We start from the raw sequence: 18,305 nt of genomic DNA, 5'->3' as shown, positions 1-18,305 counted from the left end.
AGAACCGATGCCCAGAACGATGCCCCTTTTTGCCGCGCTGCTGGTCGCCCTGGCCGCCGCGGGCGGTGCCCATGCCCAGGGATCGTCCACGGGCAATCCCAAGGGCACCGTGGCGCCGAGCACGCAAGGCAATGCGGCTAAGACACCGGCCAATCCGGCGCGCACCGTCGACACAGGAAGAACGTCGGACCCGATCGACGAGCGCAAGGGCCCGCCGGAGGTGCGACGCACCGAGCGCCCGGGCGGCGACTCTTCCACGGGCGGCCTGACCCGCCGCAACCCGGAGGAAACGCGGCCTTCGCCGGCACCGCCGCCGGGCAGTTCGAACTCGCGCCCCCGCAAGAAATAGCCGGCGTCAGAGCATGTCGCGCAGCCGGAAGAACAGCATGCCCAGCACCAGGGCCGGCGTGCGCAGCCGCGCGCCGCCGGGAAAGCCGCGGTGCGTGAGCCGCGCGAACAGGTCGAAGCGCTCGGCCTGTCCCGCGATGGCTTCGGCCGCGAGCTTGCCGGCCATGCCGCTCGTCACCAGCCCGTGGCCTGAGAAGCCCTGCAGGTAGTAGATGTTGGCGTCGATGCGGCCGAAGTCCGGCGAGCGGTTCATCGTGATGTCGGCGAAGCCGCCCCAGGCGAAGGGAATGTCCACGTCCGACAGCTGCGGAAACACCTTCAGCAGGTTCGCCCGGATCTTGCGCACGAGGTGGCGCGGCGTGCTCGCGCTGTAGCTGTCGCCCGCGCCGAACAACAGGCGGTGGTCGGCACTCACGCGGAAGTAGTCGAGCACGAAGTTGGTGTCGGACGCGGCCGCGCGGTGGCGCAGCAGCGCATCGGCACGCGACGCGCCCAGCGGCTCGGTGGCGATCATGTAGGTACCCACCGGCATGATGCGCGTCGAGATCGACGGCGCGAGCGAGTCGCCGTACTCCGCGAGGTACACGTTGCCGGCGAGCACGACGAAGTTGCAATGCACCTCGCCCTGGGCCGTCTTCACCACCGGCCGGTCGCCGCGCTCGATGAGGTAGGCCACCGAGTTCTCGTGCATGCGCACGCCAGCCCCACGCGCGGCGCCCGCCAGGCCCAGGCAGTACTTCAACGGATGCAGGTGGCCCGAGCGGGTGTCGAACACGCCCGCATGAAAACGCGCGCTGGCCACCCACTGCCCGATGTCCGCCGGCGGTATCCATTCGAGCGGATAGCCGTACAGCGCCTCCACATGGTCCATCCAGTGGCGCAGCGCCTTGGTGCGCGAGGGCTTGACCGACAGGCTCAGGTAGCCGGGCTGCCACTCGCAGGCGATGGCATGCGTGGCGATGCGGTCGCGCAGCAGGTCGAGGCCTTCCTCGGTGATGGCGAAGGCGCGGCGGGCGTCTTCGCGCGGCAGCTGGCGCTCGATGGCGCGCTCGCCGTCGGAGCCGAAGCCCACGATCGCCTGGCCGCCGTTGCGCCCCGAGGCGCCCCAGCCCACGCGCTGCGCCTCGAGCAGCACCACGGCATGGCCACGCAGCGCCAGCTCCAGCGCCGCCGAGAGCCCCGCGTAGCCGCCGCCCACCACGCACACGTCGGCCTGCACCGTGCCCTCCAGCGCGGGGCTCACGGCGGGCCGCGCCACGCTGGCTTCGTAGTACGAGTTCTCGACGACGCCGAGTTCTTTCTGCAGCAGCATGTCAGCCCACCCTGAAGTTGAGGAACTGCCAGGGGTCGTCCGGGTCGGTGGCCTCGTCGAACAGCGGGCTGCGGTCGGTCAGCGGCGTCCACGCGCCGTACACGCCGGCCATCTCGCCGAGATAGGGCAGGGCGGCTTCGAGCACCACGCGGTGGTCGAGGTCGTCGGGCTCGACCACGCCGGCGTCGGGGTTCTGCAAGGCCCAGGCCATGCCGCCGAGGATGCCGGCCACCACCTGCAGGCTGGTGGCGCTGTTGAAGGGCGCGAGCTTGCGGGCCTGTTCGATCGTCAGGCGCGAGCCGTACCAGTACACGCCCTTGTCGTTGCCCATGAGCAGCACGCCCAGTTCGTCCATGCCCTGCACGATCTCCTCGCGCACGATGCGGTGGCGCGGCTGGCGCTGCCAGTTCTTGCCCGCCATTTCGTGCAGCGACAGCACGGCGTCGTCGCAGGGGTGGTAGGCGTAGTGCACGGTCGGGCGGTACACCACGGCGCCGTTCTCGCGCAGCGTGAGGTGGTCGGCGATGGAGATCGATTCGGCATGCGTCACCAGGAAGCCGTGGTAGGGGCCTTCGAGCGGTGTCCAGCTGCGCACGCGCGTGCCGACGCCGGGGCGGCGCAGGTAGATGGCCGCGTCGCTGCCGAAACCGTGGCGCGCGGCGTCGGCCGGCCAGTGGCGCTCGTGGGTGCCCCAGCCCAGTTCGGCGGGCTGCAGGCCCTCGTCGACGAAGCCGTCGACCGACCAGGTGTTGACGAACTCGCCCGGCGCCTTGCGCTCGCGCGCGGTCTGGGTGTCGCGCTCGGCGATGTGGATCACGCGGATGCCGAGCTGCCGCGCGAGCCGGGCCCACTCTTCGTAGCTGCCGGGCATTTCAACCTTCAGCGCCTGGTCGGCCGCCATGTCGAGCAGGGCCTGCTTGACCAGCGCCGACACGAGCCCGGGGTTGGCGCCCATGGTGATCACCGCCGTGGGGCCGTCGCGCTTGTCGAGGCGGTACGCGAGCACCTCTTCGCGCAGGTTGTAGTTGGAGCGCCGCGACAACGGCAGCGACGGGTCGTCGTACCGCCCCGGCCAGGGCTCGTTGCAGGTGTCCAGGTAGAAGGCGCCGCGCGCACGGCACAGGCGGATCAGCGCCAGGCTCGACACGTTGACCGACAGGTTCAAGAGGAAGTCACCCGGCGCGAGCAGCGGCGCGAGCAGTGCCTCGTGGTTGCCTTCGTCGAGGGGCGCCACCGTGAACCCGATGCCCAGTTTGGCCGCGACGCCCGAGCGGTCCTCGCTGCGCGTCACGACCCGCAGGCGATCGGGAGAAATGCCGAAGTGCTTCAACAGCAGTGGCGCGGTGGCCTGGCCGATGAGGCCGAAACCGAGCATGAGGATGCGGCCGTTGAAGCGGGCCGGGGCTTTCTTTTTCGAGGTTGTGGCCATGGCGAACTCCGGGTTTGCTCCTTGCAGAACACGCTGCCACGTTCGTCCCGCGCCGTGCGGGGCCGCCGTCGGACGGCGCCGCGCACGGTTGCAGGAAAGTGCTTTTCTTCCCGCGCCTTCCCGCGCCTTCCCGCGTGTGGCGACTTGTTGCAGCGGCTCCCCGGCACTGCCATCGGGACACGACGCTTTCCTACGCACGCAGCGCGCGCGGCGTTTCACGGTGGCCTCTGTTTTTCTTTCCTGTCCCCACCCAGGAGGTTGCCTGTGACGAAAAAACTCTTGTCCCCGCTGTTCCCGAGCGCCACGAACATGATCCGGCTGGACCACACGCACGTGATGTCCACCTTCCACCAGTACCGGCCCGATTCGCCGTCGCGCGTGAAGAAGGGGCTGGCCAACACGCTGTGCACCGCGCTCGAGGTCCATGCGCAGCTCGAGGAAGAAATCTTCTATCCCGCGGTGCGCGCGGTGACGCAGAACGACGTCATCGCCAAGTCGCTGGAGGAGCACCAGGAGATGCGGCGCCTCATCGGGCAGCTGCGCCAGATGGAGCCCGACACCACCGGCTACGACGAGACCGTGGCCGACCTCATGCGCGACGTGATGCACCACGTGGCCGACGAGGAAACGCTGGTGCTGCCGGAGGCCGAGCGCCTGCTGGCCGACCAGCTGGGCGAGCTCGGCATGCAGATGACGAAGCGGCGCCTGCAACTGGTGCGCCCGCGCAGCGGCGAGATTGCGCTCGACATGGGCCGCGCCGTGTCGGGCCACACCGTGGCGCTGGCGATGGTCGGCGTGACCGCGTTGGGGCTGCTCGTGGCGCGGCGCAGCGGGCATCTGGACCTGTCGAGGTTCAAGGTTGGCAAGTCGGCCTGAACGCGCCACCCGTCCGCGCGCCGAGGTCCGCATCGGCATCTCCGGCTGGCGCTACGCGCCGTGGCGGGGCCGCTTCTATCCGCGCGGGCTGGCGCAGAAGAAAGAACTCGCTTACGCCTCGCGCATGCTGCCGAGCATCGAGCTCAACGGGTCGTTCTATTCGTTGCAGCGCCCCACGTCCTACCGGTCATGGCACGACGAGACGCCTGAAGGCTTCGTGTTCGCGGTCAAGGGCTCGCGCTACATCACGCACATGCTGCACCTGGACGACGTGCGCACGGCGCTCGCGAACTTTTTGGCGTCGGGCGTGCTGGCGCTGGGAAAGAAGCTCGGCCCCATCCTCTGGCAGCTGCCGCCGCGCATGCGGTTCGATGCGCAGCGCATGGACGACTTTCTGTCGCTGTTGCCGCACGACGCGCGTTCGGCAATGGCGCTGGCGCGCGCGCACGACGAGCGGCTGAACGGCCGCTCGGTGCTGAAGGCGCCGCGCGGGTTGCGTGTGCGCCATGCCGTCGAGGTGCGGCACGCGAGCTTCGTCGACCCCGACTTCATCGCGCTGCTGCGCCGCCATGGCGTGGCGCTCGTGGTCGCCGACACGGCCGGTCGGTGGCCGCTCATCGAAGACCTCACGGCCGACTTTGTCTACCTGCGCCTGCATGGCGACAAGGAGCTCTACGCCAGCGGCTACGGCGATGCCGCGCTCGACCGCTGGGCCGCGCGCATCCGGGCCTGGCGCGCCGGGCGCCAGGTGGCCGATGCGGCGCTGGCCTCTTCGGTCGCCGCACGGCGCGGGCGGCGCGACGTGTATTGCTACTTCGACAACGACATCAAGGTGCACGCGCCCTACGACGCCGCCCACCTAGCCCAACGCCTGGGCCTTCGCACCGGCCTGGGCGACGACGACCGCTTCGCCCGCATCGATGAAATGGACGGCATCGAATTGCCTGCGGCGTCCTACAGGCCCGCCTGATTTCGCGCCCTACGTTGAGCTTTTTTTCCTCGAACCCACCCACGGAAATTTCCACCATGCCCAAGACACCCAAAGCCAGCGCGCCGGCCCCGGCCGCGCTCGATGCCGCCCGCGCCGCGGCCCGCAACACCGACAGCGGCCCCGCACACGCCGCGCCGCCCGCCGCGGGCAAGGGCGACATTCCCGCGCAGAAAGCGATCGAGACGCAGATGCTGGCCGCGGCGATGCCGGCCAACACCAACAAGCCGCTCGAGCACGGCACGGTGCCGCCGGTGGGACTGCACACGCAGCCGCCGTCGCGCCTGCCCACGGGCAGCACACCGTCGGAGTCGAACGCGTCGGGCAAGACCGGCACGGTGGCGCCGGCAGGCACCAACGCCACCATCGACACGCTGGACCGCGTGCGCGTCGATTCGGGCGGGCAGACGCTCACGACCAACCAGGGCGTGCGCATTGCCGACAACCAGAATTCGCTCAAGGCCGGCGCGCGCGGGCCGGTGCTGCTCGAAGACTTCATCCTGCGCGAGAAGATCACGCACTTCGACCATGAGCGCATTCCCGAGCGCATCGTGCATGCGCGCGGCTCGGGCGCGCACGGTTTCTTCGAGTGCTACGAGCCGCTCACGCAGTACACGCGCGCCGCGCCGTTCCAGGCGGCCGGCAAGGTGACGCCGGTGTTCGTGCGCTTCTCGACCGTGGCCGGCGAGCGCGGTTCCAAGGACACGGCGCGCGACGTGCGCGGCTTCGCCGTCAAGTTCTACACCGACGAGGGCAACTGGGACCTCGTGGGCAACAACATGCCGGTGTTCTTCATCCAGGATGCGATGAAGTTCCCCGACCTCGTGCACGCCGTGAAGCCCGAGCCGCACCACGCGATGCCGCAGGCAGCCTCGGCGCACGACACCTACTGGGACTTCGTGTCGCTCATGCCCGAGAGCACCCACATGCTGATGTGGCAGATGAGCGACCGCGCCATTCCGCGCAGCTACCGCACGATGCAGGGCTTTGGCGTGCACACCTTCCGGCTCGTCAACGAGGCGGGCGAATCGGTGCTCGTGAAGTTCCACTGGCAACCCAAGCTCGGCACGCACTCGCTGGTGTGGGACGAGGCGGTGAAGATCTCGGGCGCCGACCCCGACTACCACCGCCGCGACCTCTGGGAGGCGATCGACGCGGGCGAATACCCCGAATGGGAACTGGGCCTGCAGATCTTCACGGAGGAGCAGGCCGAGCAGTTCAGCTTCGACGTCCTCGACGCGACGAAGATCGTGCCCGAGGAACTCGTGCCGGTGCAGATCGTGGGCCGCATGGTGCTCAACCGCAACCCCGACAACTTCTTTGCCGAGACCGAGCAGGTCGCGTTCTGCGCGGCGCACGTGGTGCCCGGCATCGACTTCACCAACGACCCGCTGCTGGCCGGGCGCATCCACTCGTACGTCGACACGCAGATCTCGCGCCTGGGTGGTCCCAACTTCCATGAGCTGCCGATCAATGCGCCGATCGCGCCCGTGCACAACAACCAGCGCGACGGCATGCACCGCCAGGCCATCCACCGCGGGCGCTCGGCCTACGAGCCCAACTCGCTCGGCGGCGGTTGCCCGTTCCAGGCCGGCGCGGGGCAGGGCTTCGAGAGCATCGCGCGGCGGCTCGACGCGAAGGAGAGCAGCGACAAGGTGCGCGCCAAGCCCGTGAAGTTTGCCGAGCACTACGCGCAGGCGCGGTTGTTCTTCGAGAGCCAGACGCCGTGGGAGCAGGCGCACATCGCCGCCGCCTTCCGCTTCGAGCTGTCGAAGGTGACGGTGCCCGCCGTGCGCGAGCGCGTGGTGGCCAGCCTGCACAACGCATCGCCCGACCTCGCCGCACGCGTGGCCGAGGGCCTGGGCATGGCGCTGCCCGCGCCGCTGCCCCGCGCCATGGAAACGCCGCCCACGCCCGAGGTCGACCGCTCGCCTGCGCTGTCGCTCACGGCGCGCCCCGGCGACGGCGGCATCCGCACGCGCAAGATCGCGATGCTCGTGGCCGACGGCGCGGACGGCGCCTCGCTGGGCACGCTGCTCGGCGCGCTGGTGGCGGCCGGGGCCGTGCCGCGGCTGGTCGCCTCGCGCCTGGGCACCTGCGCCGTGGCGGGCACGCCCCCGCTGGAAGCCGATGCGAGCATGGAGAACAGCCCGGGCTTCCTGTTCGATGCGCTGGTGCTGCCCGACGGCCTGGCCGCCGTGGAAGCGCTCATCGCCGACGGCCACACGGTGGAGTTCGTGAAGGACCAGTACCGCCACGGCAAGACCATCCTCGCGCTCGGCGCCTCGCAGGCCCTGCTGACCGAGGCGGGCATTCCGCTGGCGCTGCCCGACGGCACGCCCGACCCGGGGCTGATCCTCGCGGACGCGGCCCATGCGGACGCCGCCGCCATCGACTTCATCGCGAGCGTGGGGCAGCACCGCCATCCGGCGCGCGAGAGCGATCCGCCGCTCGTGTGAGGCCGAATCCAACCCCCAGCGTATGGGGGGTTGCCCCGGGACAGAGGACGACGGTTCGGCCTACACTTTCTGCTTCAAAACTAGGAGCAGCCAATGCCGATGGATTTCCTCAGGCGGATCGAAGACCAGTCTTTTCCGCTGACGGTGACCGATCCTGTGGACATCCGAAACGCGGCCGTGCTTGTGGCTGCCGGCCTTGTCGAGGCCCAACTCCCGACCGAGTCGGACGGGCCCGAGCTCTCGGGCGTCATCGTGCGCATCACGCCGGTGGGCCGCGCCGCGCTCCAGCGGATGCGCGACAAGCCGGCCTGAGGCTCATAGCGGCTGCGGCTGCGGCTGCCGCAAGGCGCGCAACGCCAGCAGGAAGGTCGCGGCATTCCAGCTCTGGCCGGCCATGCCCATCGGCGCCAGCGTGCGGCCGTGGAACCACTCGGTGAAGCGCCAGTCGTCCAGCGCGTTGACTTGGGCCAGCCGTGCCAGCTCGGCCCACGCGAGGTCGTGCGCGCCCAGCTGGGCCAGCGCCCGCACCCAGAAGCCGCCGACAAAAGGCCACAGGCCGCCGTTGTGGTACTGGTGCACGATGTTCTGCTGGTGGCGCCCCATGTACGCCCGCCACAGCGGGTGTTGGCGCGACAGCGGATGCAGCACGACGCGCACGGGGTAGGGCACGCTGGCATGCGCCTCGGTGAGGGTCTGCACGATGCGCTGCGCCATTTCCGCGTCGGCCAGCCCGCTCTCGATGGCCAGCACGTTGCCGAACACGTCGCCCTCGTCGCCCACCACGGCCAGGTTGACGAAGCTCAGGTACAGCCCCGGGTCGCGCCGGCCGCGGCGCGCGTAGTGCTGCAGCAGCCGCGCGCGGTGGTACTCCGGCAGGTCGCGCTGGAACGGGTTGAACAGGTGGTTGAAGTGGTGCTTCGTGGCCTCGGCATGGTCCAGTGCGAAGCGGCGCTTCACCTCGTACCAGAGCGCGTTGGTGTACAGCACGTAGCCCGAGCGCGGCATGATGTCGGCCCAGTCGCTGGCCTCGTTCTGCTGCAGCAGCCGGAAGTGCTGGTGCTCCTGCGCCAGCAGCCAGCCGATGGCGCGTTCGACCTCGCCAGCCCAGTGCGAGGGGCCGACCTGCCCGTGGCGGCGCACGTGGTCCACCGCAATCAGCCACCACAGCGTGGCGTCGATGCAGCCCAGGTACCAGAAGTCGGCGTCGCGGCCCTCGGGGTCGACGTACTTGGGAATCTGGCCGTTGGCCGCCTGGTGGGCCGCGAGCGCGTCGAGGCTGGCGACCGCGCCTTGCTCCAGTGCCGGTACACCGCTGCCGCACATCGCGAGCACGCAGATCGCGGCGTCGCGTCCGAAGATGCGCGTGTAGCGTCGCGCCTCGGCGGCCTCGGTGCGGCTGGCCGCCAGGATGCCGTGCGGCGTGAGGTTGCGTTCCAGCAGCGCGAGCGATGCGTGCGCGCAGGTGTCGATCAGCGCGAGCGCCGGGGCATCGGGGTCCTTCATGAGACATGTTTTTATCATCCGCCGCGCCGGGCAAGGCCTACATGCAGCCGGGCCCCGACCCGACGACCGAGCCTGCGCTGCGCGCGAGGATGAAGCCAGTCCCTTCAACTTTGAAAAAAAGGAGTCCGACATGGCAAAGGACCAGAACCTGTTTCATGCAGACACAGACGATCCGGCGCGCGACGCCCCGGCGGGCGATGCGCTGTCCACCGACGGCGTCGTCCACGTCCTCAACCACCTGCTCGAAGGCGCGCGCGACGACGCGCAGGCTTTTCGCGCCTGCACGGACGAGGCGAGGGCGCGGCGCCACAAGGACGTGCTCGCCTCGCGCGCCGCGCAGTGCCAGGCCGCGGCCAGCCAGCTGGTGGAACTCGTCATCACCTGCGGCGGCCAGCCGGCCGAAGGCGGCACGGCGCTGGGCGCGGTGCACCGCGGCTGGGCACACGTGAAGGCGGCGGTGGGCGTGGCGGCCAGCGAGTCGTCGGTGCTCGACGCCTGCGCGCGCGCCGACGATGCGGCCGTGGCGCGCTACCGCGAAGCGCTGGCGCTGCGGTTGCCCGTCGGCGTGCGGCTGATCCTGCAGATGCAGGCGCACGATGCGCAACGCGGCCGCGAGCAGGTGCGCAACCTGCGCCAGACGCTGCGCGCCCGCCTGCAGTCGCAGCTGTAGGCGCCGTCTGACATCGAGACAGGAAAAAACGCAGTGCCGCCTGCGCCCGGGTGCGCGCCGAATGCAGCGCGCACCCGCCCTTGGAGCGGGACCAGGAGACAGGCGACATGGACTTCGAAGGCATCTACTGTTTCGACACCGCCTGCGTGCGATTCGCGGTGTATCCCGAGGGTCGGGACGGCGAGCGCATCGTCGCGCAGATTTCCGAAGACACGCTGCACGACGCGTTCGGCGCGCGTGAGATCGGCGACGAAATGATCGACGCGTGCAAGGCGCATTTCGATGCGCTCGCAGCCGCCGCCATCGCGCGCTACCGGACCCAGCCGCTGCAGCCGGTGACGCTGATGTCCGACGACTTTGTTCACTCCCCCGTTTACCGGCTGCCCCAGGGCGGGGCCGTCGCACAGGGCAGCGCGTTGCGCGCCTGAGCCTGCGCATTCCGGCCCGGGCTGCGGGCTGTTCTCCGACAAGCCGAGGCGACCCAGGCCTTACCCGCGGCATGCGCGGGGCTTGCATAACCGGGACTGGCTGGAGGCGATGCGTAGTCGGTCCTCGAACAACCGTTCCACCGGCCTTCAACGGGAGCGCCGGTGCCAACGACAACGAACCAACCACGCCAGGGCGAGCAGGACGTCTATCTTTTCCGGGAGGGAACCCACGCCCGGCTGTACGACCTGCTCGGCTGCCACCTCCATGAAGAAGAGGGCGGCGGCGCAGACTTTGCGGTGTGGGCGCCCAATGCCGCGTCGGTCGCGGTGGTCGGCGACTGGAACGGCTGGTCCGGCGATGCCGATCCGCTCGCGCCGAGCCCTGACGGCTCGGGCATCTGGCACGGGCATGTGCCCGGCGCCGCAGCCGGCCAGGCCTACAAATACCGCATCCGCTCCCACCACGGCAACTACACGGTCGACAAGGCCGACCCCGTCGCGTTCTGCGCCGAGGCGCCGCCGGCGACCGCCTCGCGCGTCTGCGACCTGGCCTACGCCTGGGGCGACGACGAATGGATGGCCACGCGCGGCCAGCGCAACGCGCTCGATGCGCCCCAGTCGATCTACGAGGTGCACCTGGGTTCGTGGCAGCGCCAGGACGGCCAGTTTCTCGGCTACCGCGAAGTCGCGCACCGGCTGGCCGCATATGTGAAGAAGATGGGCTTCACGCACGTGGAGCTCATGCCCGTGACCGAGCATCCGTTCTACGGCTCGTGGGGCTACCAGACCACCGGCTACTTCGCGCCCACGTCGCGCTTCGGTTCGCCACAGGACTTCATGTACCTCGTCGACCACCTGCACCAGCAGGGCATCGGCGTGCTGCTCGACTGGGTGCCTTCGCACTTTCCGACCGATGAGCACGGGCTGGCGTTCTTCGACGGCACGCACCTGTACGAGCACGCCGATCCGCGCCAGGGCTTCCACCCCGAGTGGAACTCCAGCATCTTCAATTACGGCCGGCCCGAGGTGCGCAGCTTCCTCGTGTCGTCGGGGCTGTTCTGGCTCGACAGGTACCACCTCGACGGCCTGCGCGTGGACGCCGTGGCGTCGATGCTCTACCTCGACTACGCGCGCAGCCACGGCGGGTGGGTGCCCAACCGCCACGGCGGGCGCGAGAACCTGGAGGCCATCGACTTCCTGCAGACGCTGAACCGCGCCGTGTACCGCGCGCACCCCGACACCGTCACCATCGCCGAAGAGTCGACCGCGTGGCCGCGCGTCTCGCGCCCCACCGACATGGACGGGCTGGGCTTCGGCGAGAAATGGAACATGGGCTGGATGCACGACGCGCTGGCCTACATGAAGCAAGAGCCGGTGCATCGAAAGTACCACCACCACAAGCTGACCTTCTCGCTGGTGTATGCCTTCCACGAGAACTTCGTGCTGCCGCTGTCGCACGACGAGGTGGTGCACGGCAAGGGCTCGCTGCTCAACAAGATGCCCGGCGACAGCTGGCAGCAGTTCGCCAACCTGCGCGCGCTGTACGGCTTCATGTGGGCGCACCCGGGCAAGAAGCTGCTCTTCATGGGCGGCGAGTTCGGCCAGCGCCGCGAATGGACGCACGACGGCGAACTCGAATGGTGGGTCTGCGAGCAGGAAGGGCACGGCGGCCTGCAGCGCCTGGTGGCCCAGCTCAACCGCGTGTACCGCGGCACGCCCGCGCTGCACCAGGTCGACTTCTCGTCGGCGGGCTTCGAGTGGGTGGCGGCCGACGACGCCGACACCAGCGTGTTCGCGTTCCTGCGCAAGGCCAGCGACGGCAGCCCGCCGCTGCTCGTCGTGAGCAACATGACGCCGGTGCCGCGCACCAACTACCTGCTGGGCGTGCCGCTCGGCGGCCACTGGCAGGAGGTGATCAACACCGACGCCACGGAATTCGGCGGCTCGGGCTGGGGCAACTTCGGCGGCGTCGATGCGGCGCCCGTGCGCTCCCACGGCCGCAGGCAATCGGTGAGCCTCACCTTGCCGCCCCTGTCCACGCTGATCCTGGAGCACGTTGCCCGATGAAGAACATCTTTTCGACCAAGCCCGCCGCCGCAGCGAACGACGGAATCGACATCGGCGTGACCGACGGCGCGGTTCGCGCCGTCATCGATGCCGTGCTGCCGAACGTGGACCACGGCCGCTTCGCCGTGAAGTGCGTGGCCGGCGAGCGCGTGCAAGTGCGCGCGCATTGTTTTACCGACGGCCACGACGTGGTGCGCGTGCAGCTGTGCTGGCGCGCGCACGAGCAGAAGGACTTCCGCGAAGTGCCGATGAAGCCGCTGGGCAACGACGTGTGGGAGGCCGCGTTCTCGCCGCCGTCGCCGGGTCGCTACGTCTACACCGTCGTCGCGTGGGTCGACCCCTTCGAGTCGTGGCGCAGCGAGATGACGCGGCGCGTCGACCCCGCCGACGTGCGCATTGCCGCGCAGGTCGGCGCGCTCGAAATCGCCGCCGCCGCATCGCGCGCCGAGGGTGCCGACCGCGTCGCCTTGCAGCGCTGGGCCACCGAACTCGATGCCGTGGCGGCCAGCCCTGGCTCCGACGTGGTGTCGTTGAAGGCGCTCGCGCTGGACGACGAATACGCCGAACTGGCGCGGCGCCATCCTGACCGGCAACACGCGGTGCGCCACTCGGTCGAGCTGCCGCTGTTCGCCGACCGCGAGCGCGCGCGCTTCAGCACCTGGTACGAACTCTTTCCGCGCTCGACGGGCCCCGCGCCGGGCGTGCACGGCACCTTCAAGGACGTGGAAGCGCGCCTGCCGGCCATCGCCGCCATGGGCTTCGACGTGCTGTATTTCCCGCCCATCCACCCCATCGGCCGCGAACAGCGCAAGGGCCCCAACAACGCGCTGCAGGCAGGCCCCGACGACGTGGGCAGCCCCTGGGCCATCGGCGCGGCCGAAGGCGGGCACACGGCGATCCTGCCGGCGCTCGGCACGGCCGAAGACTTTCGCCACCTGGTGTCGCGCGCCGGCGAGCACGGCCTGGAGATTGCGCTCGACATCGCCTTCCAGTGCGCGCCCGACCACCCGTATGTGAAGGCGCATCCCGGCTGGTTTCGCTGGCGGCCCGACGGCACGGTGCAGTACGCGGAGAACCCGCCCAAGAAGTACCAGGACATCTATCCGTTCAACTTCGAGTGCGAGGACTGGCGCGGCCTGTGGGCCGAGCTCAAGCGCGTGATCGACCACTGGATCGGGGAGGGCGTGCGCATCTTCCGTGTCGACAACCCGCACACCAAGGCCTTCCCGTTCTGGGAGTGGGTCATCGGCGAAGTGAAGCGCGCGCACCCCGACGTGATCTTCCTGGCCGAGGCCTTCACGCGGCCGAAGGTGATGCACCGGCTCGCCAAGCTGGGCTTCTCGCAGAGCTACACCTACTTCACCTGGCGCAACACCAAGGAAGAGCTGCAGGCGTACTTCACCGAGCTGTCGACCGAGCCCGGCATCGACTACTTCCGCCCCAACGCCTGGCCCAACACGCCCGACATCCTGCATGAGCAGCTGCAGACCGGCGAGCCCGCCGTCTACATGTCGCGCCTCGTGCTCGCTGCCACGCTCGCGGCCAACTACGGCATCTACGGGCCGGCCTATGAACGGCGCGAGCACCTGCCGCGCAGCGCCGGCAGCGAGGAATACCTCGACTCCGAGAAGTACCAACTGCGCCACCGGCCCGACGACGACCCGGACAGCCTCGAACCCTTCATTGCGCAGGTGAACCGCATCCGCCGCGAGAACCCGGCGCTGCAGCGCGACCGCGGCCTGCGTTTTCTGCACATCGACAACGACCAGCTGCTGGCCTATGCCAAGGCCTCGCCCGACGGCGAGAACGTGATCGTCACCGTGGTCAACCTCGACCCCCACCACGTGCAGACCGGCTGGGTCGGGCTGGAGCCCGCGAGCGTGGGCGTGAAGGACGGGCAGGCGTTCCAGATGCACGACCTGTTGAGCAACCAGCGCTTCACCTGGCAGGGCGATTGGCACTACATCCGACTCGATCCCCGCAGCGTGCCCGCGCACATCTTCGTGGTGCGTCGCCGCCACGGCGACGAGCGCGACTTCGACTACTTTCTCTAAGTTCTCCAAGACCAGGAAGGCGAATCGCCCATGAACGCACCCGTCTCCCATATCGCGCTCGAGACCGTCGAGATCGACACCAGCGACGATCCGCTGTGGTACCGCGACGCGGTGATCTACCAGCTCAACGTCAAGGCCTTCTTCGACTCCAACAACGACGGCATGGGCGACTTCCGGGGCGTCACCGCCAAGCTCGACTACGTCAAGGAGCTGGGCGTCAACACCATCTGGCTCATGCCGTTCTACCCGTCGCCCTTGCGCGACGACGGCTACGACATCTCCGAATACGAAGACGTGCACCCGCAGTACGGCACGCTCGACGACTTCCGCGAGATGCTGGCCGAAGCACACAAGCGCGGCCTGCGCGTGATCACCGAGCTGGTCATCAACCACACCTCGAACGAGCACCCGTGGTTCAAGGCCGCGCGCCTGGCGCCGCCCGGTTCGCCCGAACGCGACTTCTACGTGTGGAGCGACACCGACCAGATCTACCAGGGCACGCGGATCATCTTCACCGACACCGAAACCTCGAACTGGACCTGGGACCCGGTGGCCAAGCAGTACTTCTGGCACCGCTTCTTCAGCCATCAGCCCGACCTGAACTTCGACAACCCGGCGGTGCTCGAGGCCATCTTCAAGACGATGCGCTTCTGGCTCGACATGGGCGTGGACGGCTTCCGGCTCGACGCCATTCCCTACCTCGTGGAGCGCGACGGCACCAGCAACGAGAACCTGCCCGAGACGCATGCGGTGATCAAGAGGCTGCGCGCCGCGATCGACGCGCAGTACAAGAACCGCTTCCTGCTGGCCGAGGCCAACATGTGGCCCGAGGACGTGCGCGAGTATTTCGGCGATGGCGACGAGTGCCACATGGCGTACCACTTTCCGCTCATGCCGCGCATGTACATGGCCATCGCGCAGGAAGACCGCCACCCCATCGTGGAAATCATGGCGCAGACGCCCGACATTCCCGAGGGCTGCCAGTGGGCCATCTTCCTGCGCAACCACGACGAGCTCACGCTCGAGATGGTGACCAGCAAGGAGCGCGACTACATGTACACCATGTACGCGGCCGACATGCGCGCGCGCATCAACCTGGGCATCCGCCGGCGGCTGGCGCCGCTGATGGAAAACGACATGGACCGCGTCAAGCTCATGAACGGCATGCTGCTGTCGATGCCGGGCTCGCCCATCATCTACTACGGCGACGAGATCGGCATGGGCGACAACGTGTTCGTCGGCGACCGCAACGGCGTGCGCACGCCCATGCAATGGAGCCCCGATCGCAACGCCGGCTTTTCACGCACCGACCCGCAGCGCCTCTACCTGCAGCCGATCATGGACCCGATGTTCGGCTACGAGGCGCTCAACGTGGAAGCGCAGGCGCGCGACGCCAGCTCGCTGCTCAACTGGACCAAGCGCATGCTTGCCGTGCGCAAGACCAGCTACGCCTTCGGGCGCGGCAAGCGGCGCTTCCTGAAGCCGGGCAACCGCAAGATCCTGGCGTACCTGAGCGAGTACGACGGCGACGTGATCCTCACGGTGTTCAACCTCTCGCGCGCCGCACAGCCGGTTGAACTCGACCTGTCGGAGTTCAAGGGTTTCGTGCCCATCGAGATGCTGGGCCGCGCGCCATTCCCGCCCATCGGCGAGCTGCCTTACCTGCTCACGATGGCGTCGTACGGCTTCTACTGGTTCAAGCTCACGGCCGAGGCCGATGCACCGAGCTGGCACCAGGAAGGCGTGGCGCTGCAGGAGTGGCCCACGCTCGTCCTGTTCGACGGCTGGACCAGCTTCTTCCGCGAGCGCGTGATGCCGTGGCGCATCGGCATGTCCGAGCGCATGCGCGCCCAGTTCGAGCTGGAGACGCTGCCGCGCCACATCGAGATCCAGCGCTGGTACGCCTCCAAGGGCACAGTCATCCGCCGCGCACGCGTGGCCGACCACGCCGTGTGGGACGTGGACGGCCAAAGCTGGATGCTGGCGCTGCTCGACCTCGAAGGCCCGACCGGCGGCGCGACCTACTTCATGCCGCTCGCATTGGCCTGGGAAGAGCGCGACGAGGAGCGCATGGCCGGCGTGGCGCAGGCCGCACTCGCCAAGGTGCGCCAGCAGGCGCAGGTCGGCCTCATGGGCGACGCCTTCTACGACGAGGCCTTCTGCCGCGCGCTGCTGCGCACCATCGCCAGCGGCGCCGAGCTGCCCACCGCCAACGGCAAGCTGGTGTTCCGGCCGACCGCGGCCTTCGCGCACCTGCAGGTCGACATCGACTCCCTGGCCGTGGGACGCCCGAGCGGCGTGAGCAGCAACACCGTCATCGCGCTGAACGAGACGCTGTTCCTCAAGGGCTACCGCCAGGTGCGCGAAGGCATCAACCCCGAGCTGGAGATGGGCCGCTTCCTCACCGAAGACGCGCGCTACCCGCACTGCGTGCCCGTGCTCGGCGCGCTGGAATACCTGACGACCGACGGCCGCACCATGACGCTGGCGATGGTGCAGAGCTACGTGGCCAACCAGGGCGACGGCTGGGATTACACGCTCGGCTACCTCGAACGCTTCCTGCGCGACGTGGCCACCACCGAAGCCGACACGCCCGACGGCGCCGAGGTGGCCGCGGTGCACGGCGGTTTTCTGGCGCTCATGGCCACGCTGGGGCGGCGCACCGCCGAGTTGCACCAGGCGCTTGCCACGCGCACCGGCGCGGCCGCCTTCGACCCCGAGCCGCTTGCGGCGGCCGACTTCGCCAGCTTCAAGGCGCTGGCCGCGAGCGACGCCACGGCAACGCTTGCGCTGCTGCGTGAACGCCTCGACCTCGTGCCCGGCGCCGCGCAGGCCGACGCGCGCACCTTGCTGGACGCGGCCGACGCACTGCAGGCCGGCATCGAGGCGCGGCAACCGGCGGAAGGCGGCGGCATCAAGAGCCGCTACCACGGCGACTTCCACCTGGGCCAGGTGCTGGTGAAGGACAACGACTTCGTCATCATCGACTTCGAGGGCGAGCCCGCGCGCAGCTTCGAGGAGCGCCGCACCAAGAGCTCGCCGCTGCGCGACGTGGCGAGCATGCTGCGCTCGTTCAACTACGCGCGCTGGACGGCGCTGCGCCGCGTGGCGCAAAGCCCCGAAGAAGCCCAGCGGCTGGCCGCGCCGGCCATCGCCTGGGAGCGCGCCACGCGCGAGGCCTTCCTGGGCGGCTATGGCGTCGACGGCGCACCGATCGACGCCGAGCTGCTCGCGCTGTTCGAACTCGACAAGGCCCTGTACGAGCTGCGCTACGAGCTCGACAACCGCATCGACTGGGCCCAGGTGCCGCTGCACGGCGTGCTCGCGCTGATCAACGCGCCGCGTGCCTGACCCGTCATCTGCAGCCCTCTCCAGCCACCTCAACGGAAGACACACCATGGAAAACTTCGGCATTCACCTGGAGCCGCTGCGCGCCATCCTCTACCAGGTCGGCGCCTTCATTCCGCGCCTGCTGATCGGGCTGCTGGTGGTGCTCGTCGGCTGGCTGGTCGCCAAGGCGGCCCGCTTCGCCGTGACCAAGGCGCTGCGCGCCGTCAACTTCAACGTGCTCACCGAGCGCGCGGGGCTGGACAACTTCCTGCGCCAGGGCGGGTTCCAGGGCGACACCAGCAGCCTGTTCGGCGTGCTGATGTACTGGCTGGTGATCCTGGCCTCGCTGCTCATCGCCTTCAACGGCATGGGGCTGAGCTACATCGCCGACCTGCTGGGGCGCATCGTCTGGTTCGTGCCCAACGTGTTCGTGGCGCTGCTGGTGCTGGCCTTCGGCTCGTACTTTGCGCGCTTCGTGGGCGAGGCCGTGGGCAGCTATTTCCGCAGCGTGAAGATGCAGGACGCCGTGCTCTTCGGGAAGGTGGCGCAGTACGCGGTGATGGCCTTCGTGATCCTCATCGCGCTCGACCAGGTGAAGGTGGGCGGCGACATCGTGCGCGAGAGCTTCCTCGTGATTTTGGCCGGCGTGGTTTTTGCATTGGCGCTGGCCTTCGGCCTGGCAGGCAAGGACTGGGCGAAGGCGCAGATCGAACGCTGGTGGCCCAAACAGGTGCAGGTCAGCGGCAGCAGCAAGACAGCCCCGCCCGCCGTCACGCCGGTGGGCACGCCGCCGCGCTTCGACACCACCGACCGTCCACCCCGTTGATTTTTCTTTCCACGC

At 69.1% G+C, this 18,305-nt stretch carries 14 protein-coding genes; 11 read left to right on the top strand and 3 right to left on the bottom strand.

All coding sequences use genetic code 11. The annotated features are described in order from the left end of the window. Window positions 1-7: 7 nt before the first annotated feature. Window positions 8-349: a hypothetical protein gene (locus GFK26_RS27010; RefSeq protein ID WP_153284661.1), complete on the top strand. Its 342-nt coding sequence runs from the start codon at window positions 8-10 to the stop codon at window positions 347-349. Window positions 350-355: 6 nt separating this feature from the next. Here GFK26_RS27010 and GFK26_RS27005 read toward each other — a convergent pair whose 3' ends face one another. After that, complete coding sequence (locus GFK26_RS27005) at window positions 356-1,660, bottom strand: NAD(P)/FAD-dependent oxidoreductase (protein ID WP_153284660.1); 1,305 nt, start codon at window positions 1,658-1,660, stop codon at window positions 356-358. Between the two features lies 1 nt (window position 1,661). Beyond that, window positions 1,662-3,089 carry a homospermidine synthase gene (locus tag GFK26_RS27000; protein ID WP_153284659.1) on the bottom strand — a complete coding sequence of 476 codons (1,428 nt, stop codon included), beginning with the start codon at window positions 3,087-3,089 and terminating at the stop codon, window positions 1,662-1,664. 309 nt (window positions 3,090-3,398) lie between these two features. On the opposite strand from GFK26_RS27000, the gene GFK26_RS26995 reads away from it, so the two are divergent. The 4 genes from GFK26_RS26995 to GFK26_RS26980 all read left to right on the top strand — a co-directional run bounded on the left by GFK26_RS26995 (window position 3,399) and on the right by GFK26_RS26980 (window position 7,724). Continuing rightward, window positions 3,399-3,965 (top strand): hemerythrin domain-containing protein, encoded by a 567-nt coding sequence (locus tag GFK26_RS26995; protein ID WP_153286124.1) that lies wholly within the window; start codon window positions 3,399-3,401, stop codon window positions 3,963-3,965. Continuing rightward, window positions 3,949-4,935: a DUF72 domain-containing protein gene (locus GFK26_RS26990; protein ID WP_153284658.1), complete on the top strand. Its 987-nt coding sequence runs from the start codon at window positions 3,949-3,951 to the stop codon at window positions 4,933-4,935. Before GFK26_RS26995 ends, GFK26_RS26990 begins: the two co-directional genes overlap by 17 nt. 56 nt (window positions 4,936-4,991) lie before the next feature. Further along, on the top strand, window positions 4,992-7,412 hold the full coding sequence (locus tag GFK26_RS26985) for a catalase (protein ID WP_153284657.1): 2,421 nt from the start codon (window positions 4,992-4,994) through the stop codon (window positions 7,410-7,412). 93 nt (window positions 7,413-7,505) lie between these two features. Continuing rightward, on the top strand, window positions 7,506-7,724 hold the full coding sequence (locus tag GFK26_RS26980; protein WP_153284656.1) for a hypothetical protein: 219 nt from the start codon (window positions 7,506-7,508) through the stop codon (window positions 7,722-7,724). A 3-nt stretch (window positions 7,725-7,727) separates the two neighbouring features. Here GFK26_RS26980 and GFK26_RS26975 read toward each other — a convergent pair whose 3' ends face one another. Continuing rightward, entirely contained in the window at window positions 7,728-8,915 is a 1,188-nt protein-coding gene (locus GFK26_RS26975; protein WP_153284655.1) for an amylo-alpha-1,6-glucosidase, read from the bottom strand. Window positions 8,916-9,045: 130 nt separating this feature from the next. Here GFK26_RS26975 and GFK26_RS26970 point away from each other — a divergent pair, with 130 nt between their 5' ends. The 6 genes from GFK26_RS26970 to GFK26_RS26945 all read left to right on the top strand — a co-directional run bounded on the left by GFK26_RS26970 (window position 9,046) and on the right by GFK26_RS26945 (window position 18,290). Then, on the top strand, window positions 9,046-9,585 hold the full coding sequence (locus GFK26_RS26970; RefSeq protein WP_228121792.1) for a PA2169 family four-helix-bundle protein: 540 nt from the start codon (window positions 9,046-9,048) through the stop codon (window positions 9,583-9,585). A gap of 107 nt (window positions 9,586-9,692) precedes the next feature. Beyond that, on the top strand, window positions 9,693-10,013 hold the full coding sequence (locus GFK26_RS26965; RefSeq protein WP_153284654.1) for a hypothetical protein: 321 nt from the start codon (window positions 9,693-9,695) through the stop codon (window positions 10,011-10,013). 162 nt (window positions 10,014-10,175) lie between these two features. Then, entirely contained in the window at window positions 10,176-12,080 is a 1,905-nt protein-coding gene (glgB, locus tag GFK26_RS26960; protein WP_153284653.1) for a 1,4-alpha-glucan branching protein GlgB, read from the top strand. After that, the gene (locus GFK26_RS26955) at window positions 12,077-14,134 is read left to right on the top strand and encodes an alpha-1,4-glucan--maltose-1-phosphate maltosyltransferase (RefSeq protein ID WP_153284652.1); all 2,058 of its coding nucleotides are present in this window, start codon (window positions 12,077-12,079) and stop codon (window positions 14,132-14,134) included. The genes glgB and GFK26_RS26955 overlap by 4 nt, the downstream gene beginning before the upstream one ends. A 30-nt stretch (window positions 14,135-14,164) precedes the next feature. Next, window positions 14,165-17,485, top strand: coding sequence for a maltose alpha-D-glucosyltransferase (gene treS, locus GFK26_RS26950; RefSeq protein WP_153284651.1), 3,321 nt, complete (start codon window positions 14,165-14,167; stop codon window positions 17,483-17,485). A 46-nt stretch (window positions 17,486-17,531) separates the two neighbouring features. After that, window positions 17,532-18,290, top strand: a complete 759-nt coding sequence (locus GFK26_RS26945) for a mechanosensitive ion channel family protein (protein WP_153284650.1) — start codon at window positions 17,532-17,534, stop codon at window positions 18,288-18,290. Window positions 18,291-18,305: the final 15 nt, after the last annotated feature.

This window comes from Variovorax paradoxus, assembly GCF_009498455.1.
GTDB lineage: Bacteria > Pseudomonadota > Gammaproteobacteria > Burkholderiales > Burkholderiaceae_C > Variovorax > Variovorax paradoxus_H.
The sequence above is the reverse complement of the archived record's forward strand: the minus strand, read 5'-3'. Positions and strand labels throughout refer to the sequence as shown.